General features: G+C 74.1%; 9 protein-coding genes. 3 read left to right on the top strand and 6 right to left on the bottom strand.

The window, feature by feature from the left end:
- Positions 1 to 56 precede the first annotated feature (56 nt).
- The 3 genes from ABZ457_RS21130 to ABZ457_RS21120 all read right to left on the bottom strand — a co-directional run bounded on the left by ABZ457_RS21130 (position 57) and on the right by ABZ457_RS21120 (position 3,948).
- Positions 57 to 575 carry a flavin reductase family protein gene (locus ABZ457_RS21130; RefSeq protein ID WP_359159377.1) on the bottom strand — a complete coding sequence of 173 codons (519 nt, stop codon included), beginning with the start codon at positions 573 to 575 and terminating at the stop codon, positions 57 to 59.
- 417 nt (positions 576 to 992) lie between these two features.
- Positions 993 to 2,186: an ROK family transcriptional regulator gene (locus ABZ457_RS21125; protein ID WP_359159375.1), complete on the bottom strand. Its 1,194-nt coding sequence runs from the start codon at positions 2,184 to 2,186 to the stop codon at positions 993 to 995.
- Positions 2,187 to 3,069: 883 nt separating this feature from the next.
- The gene (locus ABZ457_RS21120) at positions 3,070 to 3,948 is read right to left on the bottom strand and encodes a glutathione S-transferase C-terminal domain-containing protein (RefSeq protein ID WP_359159373.1); all 879 of its coding nucleotides are present in this window, start codon (positions 3,946 to 3,948) and stop codon (positions 3,070 to 3,072) included.
- A gap of 557 nt (positions 3,949 to 4,505) precedes the next feature.
- On the opposite strand from ABZ457_RS21120, the gene ABZ457_RS21115 reads away from it, so the two are divergent.
- The 3 genes from ABZ457_RS21115 to ABZ457_RS21105 all read left to right on the top strand — a co-directional run bounded on the left by ABZ457_RS21115 (position 4,506) and on the right by ABZ457_RS21105 (position 7,843).
- Entirely contained in the window at positions 4,506 to 4,964 is a 459-nt protein-coding gene (locus ABZ457_RS21115; protein ID WP_359159371.1) for an Rrf2 family transcriptional regulator, read from the top strand.
- 400 nt (positions 4,965 to 5,364) lie between these two features.
- A complete protein-coding gene (locus ABZ457_RS21110; protein WP_359159369.1) occupies positions 5,365 to 6,642 on the top strand; it encodes an acyl-CoA dehydrogenase family protein in 1,278 nt (425 codons plus the stop codon).
- 274 nt (positions 6,643 to 6,916) lie between these two features.
- A complete protein-coding gene (locus ABZ457_RS21105; RefSeq protein ID WP_359159367.1) occupies positions 6,917 to 7,843 on the top strand; it encodes a glutamate ABC transporter substrate-binding protein in 927 nt (308 codons plus the stop codon).
- Positions 7,844 to 8,019: 176 nt separating this feature from the next.
- On the opposite strand, the gene ABZ457_RS21100 is transcribed toward ABZ457_RS21105, so the two are convergent.
- From ABZ457_RS21100 to ABZ457_RS21090, 3 genes are all read right to left on the bottom strand, one after another.
- Entirely contained in the window at positions 8,020 to 10,239 is a 2,220-nt protein-coding gene (locus ABZ457_RS21100; protein WP_359159365.1) for an NADP-dependent isocitrate dehydrogenase, read from the bottom strand.
- Between the two features lie 127 nt (positions 10,240 to 10,366).
- The gene (locus tag ABZ457_RS21095; RefSeq protein ID WP_359159363.1) at positions 10,367 to 11,299 is read right to left on the bottom strand and encodes a carbohydrate ABC transporter permease; all 933 of its coding nucleotides are present in this window, start codon (positions 11,297 to 11,299) and stop codon (positions 10,367 to 10,369) included.
- On the bottom strand, positions 11,296 to 12,663 hold the full coding sequence (locus tag ABZ457_RS21090; protein WP_359159361.1) for a sugar ABC transporter permease: 1,368 nt from the start codon (positions 12,661 to 12,663) through the stop codon (positions 11,296 to 11,298). Before ABZ457_RS21090 ends, ABZ457_RS21095 begins: the two co-directional genes overlap by 4 nt.
- Between the last annotated feature and the right edge of the window lie 7 nt (positions 12,664 to 12,670).

Below are 12,670 nucleotides of genomic sequence, written 5' to 3'. Positions count from 1 at the left end.
TTTCCTGTGGCCCGGCTGGTCCTTGGGGGTCCTGGCGGTCCTGGGAGTCCTTGGGGTCAGATCGCGTGGTAGGCGCCGTCGTGGAAGACGAGGGGACGGCGGCCCTCGTCGAGTTCGGCTCCGAGGACGCGGGCGACGACGATGCGGTGGTCCCCGGCGGGGACGAAACGCTCGATGGCGAGGTGCAGCAGGCCCGCCGTGCCGTCGAGCACGGGCTCGCCCTGCGGCAGCCGGTGCCAGGCGGTCGGCGCGGCGAAACGGTCGATGCCGCTGGTGGCGAACCGCCGTGCCACGTCCTCCTGTTCGGCGCCGAGGAAGTTGACCACGGCGGTCTCCGCGCGCCTGATGTGCGGCCAGGAGGAGGAGCCGGTGGCGATGCCGAAGGAGACGAGCGGCGGTTCGAGGGAGAGCGAGGTGAGCGAGGTCGCGGTGAACCCCACCGGGCCGGACCCGGCGTCCGCGGTCACGACGACGACGCCGGCCGGATAGCCGCGGAAGGCCTTCTTGAAGAGGGCGGGAGCGAGCCCCGCGGGTGACGCGTCGGGGCGGGCGGACACGGAAACGGACATGGACATCCCCCAGGAGGAGTCGGAAGCACGACGGAACGGCAGAACGATGGAACGGCGGAACGATGGAACGGCGGAATACTTCGGGAGGAAGCGCACCGGAAAGAGTTCCCGGAAAGGCGTACGGAGGAAGCGCGTTCACCCGGCAGGAAATACCGGGGAAAGGTTTCAGAAACGCGCCGGACGCGTCAGCGGCGTCACGTCAACGGCGGTCACCGCGGCGGCGACAACAGCGCCCACCGGGTGCGCAGGCCGGTGGGATCACACAACGGTTCGGCGCCGCGTGGGGCGCGAACCGGGTAATCCTCTGCGGGCTGCTCATGAATCCATCTTCCCGGCGGGCTCGGGGCCCGGTCAACAATGCAACTCTCTGAATTAAGTCGGATTCCCGAAGGGAATCGCGAAGGGAATCCCGAAGGACGCGTCTCAGGACACCGCGGGGAGCGCGGGCCAGGGGCCCAGCGGGTCGTCGTGGAGGGCGCCGAGCGCCACGGCGGCACCCGCGGTGGCGAGCACCGAACCGGTGAAGCTGCTCGGCACCACGGACCGGGTGGCGTCGTCGCACACCAGGGAGCGGGCGGTCACCTCGGCCCGCAGTTCCGCCATGCAGCCGGGCAGCCGGCCGCTCCCCGGTTCGACCACCACCAGGACCTCGGGGTCGAACATGTCCAGCAGCACGGCCGCGGCCCGGCCGACGAGCCGTGCGCGGCGGCGGAAGAGTCCCAGGGCCGTCGCCTCGCCGTCGTCCGCCCGCGCCAGCAGTCCGGCGAAGGACCCGGCGCGCAGGCCGTGTTCCGCCGCCTTGCGCAGCATGGCCGGCTCGGAGACCTCGGACTGGAGGCAGCCGGTCGTCCCGCAGGTGCAGGGCAGGGCACCGCTGCGGGGCGCGACCGGCAGATGGGCGAGGTTCCCCGCGCCGGAGCGGGGGCCCTGGTGGACGGCGCCGGCGGTCACGAAGGCGGCGTCGACGACATTGCCCACGAAGAGGACGACGGCGCTCGCCCGGGTACCCGCGTCACCGACCAGCTGCTCGGCGCGGGCCAGCGCCCGTGCGTGGCTGTCGACGTGCACGGTGAGCCCGGTCGAGGCGGCGAGGGTCTCGCGCACCGGGACGTCCCGCCAGCCGAGTTGGGGGTGGCGGACGACGACTCCGGCGACGGGGTCCACCCAGTGGCCGGTGGCGACGCCCAGGGCGAGGGCGGTCCGGCCGCCGCCGCGCGCGGCGAGCAGCCGGGGAAGTCCGGCGGCGACGGCGGCGAGCACCCGGCCTGGGTCGGTGCCCCGGTGGGGGCGGCGTTCCTCGGCGACGATCCGGCCGGCGAGGTCCATCAGGGAGAGGGTGGTGTGGGGAACGGCTATATGGGCGCCGGCCAGCAGATAGCGGCTGGTGTCGGTCTCGACGGGGATGTGCGGGCGGCCCAGGCCGCGGGGTCCGGTGGTCTCCGCGCCCTCCCGGATCAGCCCGCGGGCGAGCAGCGCGGCGGTGTGGCCGGTGACGGACGCGGGCGAGAGGCCGGTGAGCCGGGCGATGGTGCTGCGGGCGACGGGCCCGTGGTCGAGCACCGCCCCGAGCACGGCGGCGGTGCCGGGGCCCCGGCGGGGGGACGTGATCGCGGGCATCGTGCCGCCCGACGACGACTCCATGCCCGATGCCCGGCGGGGGGACGTGATGCCGGGCCGGATGTCGCCGCGCCGCGGACGTGCGGGCTTGGCGGCCGCCGCGCGCCCGGCGGAACGGGCCGCCCCGGCGGAGGGCACTGCTCCTGCGGAGGGCGCGGGTCCGGCGGAAGGCGCAAGTCCGGCGGAACGCGGGGCGGCGGGGCGGGCGGGCTCGCCGGAACGAGCCGGCCCGACGGAAGGCGCCGGTCCTGCGGAAGGCGCAAGTCCGGCGGAAGGCGCAAGTCCGGCGGAGGGCGGGGCAGCGGGACGGGCCGCCCCAGTGGAGGGCGCCAGCCCGGCGGAGGGCGGGGCCGCCTGTCCCCCGGGACGGGCAGGGCCGGCGGGACGGGCGGGGCCGGCGGAAGGCGCCGGTTCAACGGACGGCGCGGGTCCGGCGGAACGGGCGGTGGCGGCGGTGGGCGTGGGTCGGTCCACGGTGGCCTTCCAGGATGCTCGGCGGCGGATGCGCACACCACCCCGGTCGCGCTCGCGCACGGAAAGGGGCGCGCGAGGGCCGGGCGGGTTGCGCGGGGAGCTCCGGAGGAGCGCTGGCGTCCTCGCGCGCGGAGCGCGGGCCGGGCAGATGGGGGCCCGGGCGCGGGAATCCGCGGCGGACGGGCGGGGGTTCAGGGCCGGAACGGGCGGAGTCCGCCGGGCGCCTGGGGCCGCCGTGCGCTCAGCGCGGCCGACACGCCGCCGAGCAGACACGCTTGAGGTCGACGTGCCCCCGTGTCGTCAGCAGCTTGGACCGGTACATGGCGCGCAACATAGCCCGGTCCGCGCAAGCCGGTCAAACAGCCGGCCGGGCGCGGGCCGGGGGCGTGGCCCCCGCCCGGCCCCGGTGCTACACCGCCCGAGTCGAGCGGGTCGAGCGGGCCGTGTGGGCGCGCCAGTCCACGATCTGCATCGCCGCGCCCGCCGCCTCGTGACCCCGACATCGCGCCTCGTGCCGCAGGCCGATCGCGTCCAGGTCGAGGTGGGCGCCGAAGGCGGGGTCGGCGGCGAGGCGGCGCGCGTAGGACCAGAGCGCGGGGTGGTCCGCGATCCGGCGGACCGCCTCCGCGTCGAGGTGCCGGCGGTGGACGGTGTCCAGTTGGACGAGGGCGGTCCAGACGTCGACGTCGGCCGCCGTGAGCGCGTCCCCGAGCACGAACCACTCCTCGGTCAGGGCGCGTTCGAGCGATCCGAGGGCGTCGAGCAGCACCCCGAGGGGCTCCTCGTGGGCCGGGTCCGCGATACCCAGTTCGCCCGCGCTCTGCGCCGCGCCGTCGATGTCCTCCGCGCAGAGCCGGGCGACCGCCCCGGCCCGTGCGTCCGCCTCGGCCGGGTAGAGCGCCGGGCCGCCGGCGGCCGGGGCGAACCGCAGGGCGAGGTCGCGCCGGATGTCGCCGCCGTGGGTGCTGACGACGCGTCCGGTCCAGGTGTCGCTGAGCGCGGGCGCCACGGCGGGGCCGCGGTGGTGGTGCGAACCGGCCTCGTAGAGCGGGCGCAGCGCGGTGAACCCGTCGCCCGGGGCGTCCGGGACGGCGGGCAGCCGGTGGACGGGCAGGGTGTCGCCGAGCCCGAGGAGGCTGTGCGTGACCGCGATCGGCAGGGAGGCGGGGCAGGAGACGGAGAGATGGAGCCGGTAGCGGTGCGGGGCGGCGTAGTGGCCGCTGCGGATGTCGCAGCCGATGCGGCCCCGGAAGGCCGGGGCGGTGATGGCCGGGGAAGTGGCGGACATGAGTCTCCCTGGATCGGATCGGTCACGGGCGGCGGCGGTGCGCCCTCGTGCGCCCCGCGGAACGCACGGCGGCGGGGATGCACGGAGGCGGGACGCACGGCAGGGCGCGCCGGCACGGAGAAGCGGCGATCGGCGTCCGGTCGCCGTGACCGGGTGATCGCCGCCGTTGGTCGTGACCGGCCGTGCGGCACGGCACAGAAGCGAGGACGGAGGCGGGCCGCCCGGCGCGGGGGCGGCGGTGCCGGGCGGCCCGAGCGGTCCTAGGCGGCGCTGCAGACGCGCAGCAGATCGATGTGGCGGCGCGAGGTGAGCAGCACGGACGGCCGCGCGGAACCGCCGTTCTCCGTGGCTGCGTGTCTCATGACGTCCTGCCCGCCTGTCCGTTCGGCCCGCGCGCTCGCTGCTCTGTCCGCCCGAGTGTCGAGCCGCGCGCGGGGCCCGTCAAGGGGGCGTGCGCGTCCCGCCCGACGTGCGCCCCGGGTGCGCGCCCTCCCCCGCCGGACGCCGCTGCCCGGTCCGGACGGGGACGAAAACCGGGGTACGGAATACTCGGGCTCATGCGCATTTCAGCCAGAGCCGACTACGCGGTGTGCGCCGCCGTGCAGCTCGCCTCCGCCCGGGACCGCGGGCCCCTGAAGGCCGAGGCCATCGCCGAGGCCCAGGGCATCCCGCACAAGTTCCTGGAGGGGATCCTCGGCGATCTGCGCCGGGGCGGACTGGTGCAGAGCCAGCGCGGCGGCAACGGCGGTTACTGGCTGGCCCGGCCGCCGGGCGCGATCACGATCGCGGACGTCATCCGGGCCGTGGACGGCCCACTGGTCTCGGTGCGGGGCACCCGCCCGCCGGAGCTGGCGTACACCGGGCCCGCGCGGACGCTGCAACCGCTGTGGATCGCGCTGCGCGCGGGGGTGCGGCAGATCCTGGAGGGCGTGACGCTGGAGGCGGTCGCCTCCGCGCAGTTGCCGGACGAGGTGACGGCCCTGACGGAGGACCCGGCCGCCTGGACCAACCCCTGACGGACCGCCGGCCGGAACCGGTCCCCCGACCGGACCCGGCCGGCCGAACCGTCCCTGACCGGGGACTCGGCCGCGTGGCCCGACCAGCCCGACCCCGGACCGCCGCCCGACCGCCCGACCGGGGCGCTTTCCGGCCCCGTTCCGATCGTTTCCGGCCCTGCCGCCACGCCCCGGCAGCCCGGACCCGAGCACCGCCGCCCCCGCCCCCTCGCGCCTCCCCCGCCTGCTGGGCAAGCGGATCGGACACCCCGTCAGCGACCGCGCCCGTCACGGCGGGTCGTCCGGGATCCGGATGCCGGGTGTCCACTCCTCGAACGCCCTCTTGGGCGGCCCCCGCACCTCTGACACCATCGATCCCTACCATTCCGATAGGAAAACCGGAGAACCTGTGAGGTGGGCAGTGCGCACGTCGACTCCCGTGGGCCGTACGGCCCATGACGGCCACTGGCCCCGCGTCGTCCGGGAGCTCGCCGACGACCTGGCCCTCGACGCGCCGGCCCGCGACCGGGCGGGCAAGCCGCCGTACGACGAGGTCGCCCGCCTCAAGGAGGCGGGACTGCCCGCGCTGCTGGTGCCGCCGGGAGCGGACCGCGAGGGCGCGGACCTCCCCGCCGCCTGTACCGCCCTGACCGAACTGGCCGCCGCCGACAGCTCCGTCGCCGAACTCCTCGCCCGTCACTACGCGCTGGCCTGGACCGCGCGGCTGCTCGGGACACCCGAGGACGCCGAACGGTTCGAGGCGGCGACGGCCCGGGAGGGGCGGCTGCTGGCCGGCGCCGTCGGCCGGCCGGGCGGGACCGGCCTGCCCGGCACGAGCGGGCTCCCCGGCGACCCGGACGGCGCCGAACCGGCCCTGGTCCTCGCGCCGTCCGGCCGGGGCCGGGTGCTGAGCGGGCGGCTGACCCTCGACGCGGGGGCCACCGTCGCCGACCGGCTGGTGGTGGACGCGCGGTCCACCGAGTCCGGGGACGCGGTGGTCGTCCTGGTGGACCCCGCCCACCCGGGGGTGACGGCGAGCCCGTCCGCGGACCGGCTGGGCCAGCGGCTGACCGGGGCCGGCAGCGTGGTCTTCGACGCCGTCCCGGTGAGCGCCCGCTCCGTGATCGGGACCGTCCCCCGCGACGAGCACGCCGTCGCGCCGCGCGCCGCTCTCGCCCCGCTGGTGCTGCGGCTGCTGCTCAGCCAGGTGGCCCTGGGTACGGCGGAGGGGGCGCTCGCGGAGGCCCGGGACATCAGCCTCGCCGACCGGGCCGCCGCCCGGTCCCGCCACGGCGGCCGGGCCTTCGGGGAGCTCCCGGACGCGGACCCCTATCTGCTGCTCGCGTATGGGGAGTCCGCCACCGAGGCGCACGCCGCGGCGGCCGTCGCCGAGGAGGCCGTCCGCGCGCTGGCCCGGGGGCTCGACGCCGGGGCCGGCCTGGACGCGGAGGAGGGCGCGGACATCGCCGCGCTGGTCGGCACCGCCGAGGCGGTCGTCGCGCGGGCCGCGGTGGGGATCACCACCCGGGTCCTGGGGCTCTTCCACAGCAGCGACCCCGCGGACGGCGATCCCGGGCTCGACCGGTTCTGGCGCAACGCGCGCGTCCTGACGGCTCATCACTCGCCGGCCCGCAGTCTGCGCGACATCGGGGACCACTACCTCAACAGCAGCCCGCCGCGCGCCCTCGCCCGGCACTGAGGCCCCACCCGGACACCTCGACCCCACATACCACCAAAAGCACCCAAAACGGCCATCGACCGATCCGCGTACACCCTGTCACGGCCGTTTCCGGAACGTGATGCTCAATTTCAGCTCAGATCTGATGACGGTCGGACTTGTCTGTCTCTAGGGTGCTCGGAATCGGGGGGCGGCGCAGCAGGGGGAGCCGTGCGCCCGGTGCCGGAGCAGCGCACCGCGAGATCCGCGGAAGTCACTGCTCTCCCGGATCGCCAGGAACGAAGGAAGTCGCACCATGAAGCCCTGCAAGTCGGCCGCGTTCGCGGCGGTCAGCGTACTTGCGGTCACCCTCACCGCCACGTCGTGCAGCGGGGACTCCGGAACGGCCGAGAGCGAGCCGTCGAGCAGCACCGCCACGCTGGGCGACCGGCCGCGGCTGCCGACCTACAAGGTCGCCACGGACGTCTCGTTCGACTCCCCCACGCTCACCCGCGCCAAGAAGGCGGGCAAGCTCGTGATCGGCGTCAAGAGCGACCAGCCCTTCCTCGGCTACCAGGACGAGACGGGCACCCGGTCCGGTTTCGACATCGAGGTGGCCAAGATGGTCGCGGCGGACCTCGGGTTCGCGGCGCGGTCCATCGAGTTCAAGACCTTCCCGACCAGCCGCCGCGAGGCCGCGATCGCGAGCGGGGACGTCGATCTGTACGTGGGCACGTACACGATCAACGAGGAGCGGAAGAAGAAGGTCGGCTTCGCCGGGCCGTACTACATGGCCGGCGCGGACCTCCTCGTCCGCAAGAACGACCGGACGATCAGCGGACCGTACTCGCTCCAGAACAAGACGGTCTGCTCGGTGACGGGCTCGACGGCGCTGCTGGAGATGCAGAAGAAGGAGTACCGGACGACCACGGTCTCCACCGAGACCTACTCCGAGTGCGTCGCGAAGCTGCTCGCGGGCGAGGTCGACGCGGTCACCACCGACGACGCGATCCTCAAGGGCTACGCGGCCCAGACCCCGGACAAGCTGAAGGTCGTCGGGGCGCCGTTCACCGAGGAGCCCTACGGCATCGGCATGGACAAGGACGACAAGGCCCTGCGGGACGCGGTCAACGACGCGATCGAGGAGCACGATGCCAACGGCGACCAGGAGAAGGCGTACGACGCCACCCTGGGCCTGTCGGGCTCCCTCTACGAGGGCGCGCCGCTCGTCGAGCGCTACTGAGGCATCCGCCGGACCCTCGCGGTCCGGCCGAAGGGGCGGTCACCCGGAGGACGGGCGGCCGCCCCTTGGGCATGCGCCCCGCCCCTTGGGCATGCGCCGGGGCCCTTGGGCATGCGCCGGGGCCCTTGGGCATGCGCCGGGGCCCGGACCGAGCGGTCCGGGCCCCGGCGGACGGGTCAGCGCAGGCTGTCGATGGCCTGGTTCAGCGTCTTCGAGGGACGCATCACGGCCGCCGCCTTCGCCGGGTCGGGCTGGTAGTAGCCGCCGATCCCGGCCGGGGAGCCCTGCACGGCGATCAGCTCGGAGACGATGGTCTCCTCCTGCTCGGCGAGGGTCTTGGCGAGGGGCGCGAACGCCTCCGCGAGCTGCGCGTCGTCGGTCTGCTTGGCCAGCTCCTGCGCCCAGTAGAGGGCCAGGTAGAAGTGGCTGCCGCGGTTGTCGATGCCGCCCAGCTTCCGGCTCGGCGACTTGTCCTCGTTGAGGAAGGTGCCGGTGGCGCGGTCGAGGGTGTCGGCGAGGACCTGGGCGCGCGCGTTGCCCGTGGTCGTGGCCAGGTGCTCGAAGCTGACGGCCAGGGCGAGGAACTCGCCGAGGCTGTCCCAGCGGAGGTAGTTCTCCTTGACGAGCTGCTGGACGTGCTTCGGGGCGGAGCCGCCGGCGCCGGTCTCGAAGAGGCCGCCGCCGTTCATCAGCGGGACGACCGACAGCATCTTGGCGCTGGTGCCCAGCTCCAGGATGGGGAAGAGGTCGGTCAGGTAGTCGCGCAGCACGTTGCCGGTGACGGAGATGGTGTTCTCGCCGCGGCGGATGCGCTCCACGGAGAGCTTGGTCGCCTCGACCGGGGCGAGGATGCGGATGTCCAGGCCCTCGGTGTCGTGCTCGGGCAGGTACGCCTTGACCTTCTCGATGAGCTGGGCGTCGTGGGCGCGGCCCTCGTCCAGCCAGAAGACGGCCGGGTCGCCGGTGGCGCGGGCGCGGGTGACGGCGAGCTTGACCCAGTCGCGGATCGGGGCGTCCTTGGTCTGGCACATGCGGAAGATGTCGCCCGCGCCGACCGTCTGCTCCAGCAGGGCGTTGCCGTCGGCGTCGACAACGCGCACGGTGCCGGTGGCCGGGATCTCGAAGGTCTTGTCGTGGCTGCCGTACTCCTCGGCCTTCTGCGCCATCAGGCCGACGTTGGGTACGGAGCCCATGGTGGCCGGGTCGTAGGCGCCGTTGGCGCGGCAGTCCTCGATGACGGCCTGGTAGACGCCCGCGTAGCTGCTGTCCGGGAGGACGGCGAGGGTGTCGGCCTCCTGGCCGTCGGGGCCCCACATGTGGCCGGAGGTGCGGATCATGGCCGGCATGGAGGCGTCCACGATGACGTCCGAGGGGACGTGCAGGTTGGTGATGCCGCGGTCGGAGTCGACCATGGCGAGGGCCGGGCCCTCGGCCAGCTCGGCGTCGAAGGCGGCCTTGATCTCGGCGCCCTCGGGCAGGGACTCGATGCCCTTGAAGATGCCGCCGAGGCCGTCGTTCGGGGTGAGGCCGGCCTTGGCGAGGACGTCGCCGTACTGGGCGAAGGTCTTCGGGAAGAAGGCGCGGACGACGTGGCCGAAGACGATCGGGTCGGAGACCTTCATCATGGTGGCCTTGAGGTGCACGGAGAACAGCACGCCCTCCGCCTTCGCCCGGGCGACCTGCTCGGTCAGGAACTCGCGCAGGGCGGCGACGCGCATCACGGAGGCGTCGATCACCTCGCCGGCGAGGACGGGGACCGACTCGCGCAGCACGGTGGTGCTGCCGTCGTCGCCCTTGAGCTCGATGCGCACGGTGCCGTCGGCGGCGACCACGGTGGACTTCTCGGTGGCGCGGAAGTCGTCGACGCCCATGGTGGCGACGTTGGTCTTGGAGTCGGCGCTCCAGGCGCCCATGCGGTGCGGGTGGGCCTTGGCGTAGTTCTTCACCGAGGCCGGGGCGCGGCGGTCGGAGTTGCCCTCGCGCAGGACCGGGTTGACGGCGCTGCCCTTGACCTTGTCGTAGCGGGCGCGGATCTCGCGCTCCTCGTCGGTCTTCGGGTCGTCCGGGTAGTCGGGGAGGGCGTAGCCCTGCTCCTTGAGCTCGGCGACCGCGGCCTTGAGCTGCGGGATGGAGGCCGAGATGTTCGGAAGCTTGATGATGTTCGCCGCGGGCGTCTTCGCCAGCTCGCCCAGCTCGGTGAGGGCGTCGTCGATGCGCCGGCTCTCGTCGAGGTACTCGGGGAACTGGGAGATGATCCGTCCCGCGAGCGAGATGTCACGGGTCTCCACGGTGACACCGGCCGTCGATGCGTACGCCTGGATCACAGGCAGGAACGAGTGCGTCGCCAGGGCGGGCGCCTCGTCGGTGTGCGTATAGATGATGGTCGAGTCAGTCACCTGGTGCTCCGCTCTCCACGTCTGCAACATTGCTCGACATCAAGATATCTCGTGACGGGCCCCCGTCCGAACGCGGCCCGCTCCCCCGTGGGCGGGCCGCGTCCGGCGCGGGCCGGAAGGTGCCCGGCTATTTGACCGAGCCCGCCATGACCCCCTGGACGAAGTGCCGCTGGAAGGCGAAGAACACCACCAGGGGCACGATCAGGGAGAGGAAGGCGCCCGGGGCGAGGACCCCGATATTGCTGCCGAACTGGCGCATCTGGGACTGGAGGGCGACGGTGAGCGGCTGGGAGCCGCTGTCCGCGAAGAGCAGCGCCACCAGCATGTCGTTCCACACCCAGAGGAACTGGAAGATGGCCAGGCTGGCCAGCGCGGGCCGGCCCAGCGGCAGCACCAGCCGGGAGAAGATCCGCCACTCCCCGCCGCCGTCCATGCGCGCGGCCTCCAGCATCTCCCGGGGGATCTCGGCGAAGTAGTTCCGCAGCAGGAAGACGGCGAACGGCAGTCCGTAGGCGACGTGGAAGAGGACCACACCGGGGACGGTCCCGAAGAGTCCGAGGGCGCCGAAGAGCTTGGCGACGGGCAGCAGCCCGATCTGGACGGGGACCACCAGCAGCCCGACGACCACCAGGAAGATCCAGTCCCGGCCGGGGAACTCCAGCCAGGCGAAGGCGTACCCGGCGAGGGCGGCGATGCCGACGACCAGGACCGTGGTGGGCACGGAGATGAGGACGGTGTTCCAGAAGGCGTCGGTGATGCCGGAGTCCGCGAGGAGGGCCGTGTAGTTGTCCAGGGACAGCTGGGCCGGGTCGGTCAGGGCGGTCCACCAGCCCCCGGCGGCGTTGTCCCGCTCCGAGCGGAGCGAGGACAGCAGCAGCCCGGCGAGCGGGGTGATCCACACCAGGGCGACGACGGCCAGCAGGGCCTGGACGGCGGCGCTGTTCAGCCACCGGGTGAGGCCGCGCCGGCGCCGGGAGGGGCCGGCGGGGCTTTTGGCCGGGGGCCGCGGGGGCGGGGCGGCGGTGGCGCGGGGCCGTTCGACGGTGCCGGGTCCGCTCATGATCCGTTCCTCCGGAAGCGTCGCACGTTGAAGATCATCGCGGGGACGACCAGCAGCAGGAGCAGCACACTCAGGGCGCTGCCGAGCCCCTGGTCGTTGCCGCCGCCGAAGGAGACCAGCCACATCCGGGTGGCGATCACCCCGGCATCCTCCTGGACGGGTCCGGGGGCGATGATCCAGACCAGGTCGAAGACCTTCATCACATTGATGACGAGGGTGACGAAGACGACGGTGAGGACGGGCGCCAGCAGCGGGACGGTGATCCTCCGGAAGATCTGGCCCTCGCTCGCGCCGTCCATCCGGGCCGCCTCCAGGGCGTCGCGCGGGATGGCCGCGAGCCCGGCGCCGATCAGCACCATGGCGAAGCCGGTCCACACCCAGAGGTAGGCGCCGATGACGGCGGGGGTGACCAGGGCCGGGCCGAGCCAGTTGACGCCCTGGTAGGGGGCGGCGAAGTTCGACGCGGGGAGCCGGAATGCGTACGCGCCGTCGGCGAGGCCCTCGAAGCGGAAGGTGCCGTCGGCGGCGGTCGTGGTGGTGGCCACCGTCTTCCCGTCGCGCACCGCCTCCACGGTGAGGCCGGGCAGGCCCTTCTCGGCGGGGTCGATCTCGCCCCGGGTGCCGCCGCCGGGCGCGAAGTCGAGCCAGGCCACTCCCCCGATGCCGGACGCGTCGGGGCGGGCGGCGGGCCGGGCGCCCGCGGGCACGTCCTCGGGGGCGACGCCGACGAAGCCGAGGGCGGCCGGGTCCCCGGGCCCGTGGGCGCGGTCGGTGGTGTAGGGGCCGCCGGGCTTCCCGGTCAGTCCCTCGCCCTCGCGGGCCCGGGCGGTGGGGTAGGCGGCCGGGTCCTCGAAGGTGTCGTGGACGCCGGTGACGACGGCGTTGAGCACACCGCGTTCCGGGTCCTGCTCGTAGGCGAGCCGGAAGACGATCCCGGCGGCGAGGAAGGAGACCGCCATCGGCAGGAAGAGGACCAGCTTGAACGCGGTGGCCCAGCGCACCTTCTCGGTGAGCACGGCGAGGATCAGCCCGAGGCCGGTCAGCAGCAGCGGGGCGATCACCACCCAGATGGTGCTGTTGCGGACGGCCTTGAGGGTGGCCGGGTCCCGGAAGATCTCGGCGTAGTTGGCGCCGCCCACGAAGCGGTCGCCGCTCGCGTCGAAGAGGCTGCGGCCGACGGAGAAGACGACCGGGTAGACGACGAGGGCGCCGAGGAGCAGCAGGGCGGGGAGGACGAAGAGGACGGCGACGAGGCGCTTGCGGCGCTGGGCGCGCCGCCTGCGGTCGGCGGCGGCGCCCGGGCCGGGCGCGGGAGCGGGGCTCCCGCGCCCGGCCGTCGGGGCGGCCGGGGCGGTGGGGGCCATGGGGATG

Source organism: Streptomyces sp. NPDC005805, from assembly GCF_040630445.1.
In the GTDB taxonomy this organism is placed as follows: Bacteria; Actinomycetota; Actinomycetes; order Streptomycetales; family Streptomycetaceae; genus Streptomyces.
The sequence above is the reverse complement of the archived record's forward strand: the minus strand, read 5'-3'. Positions and strand labels throughout refer to the sequence as shown.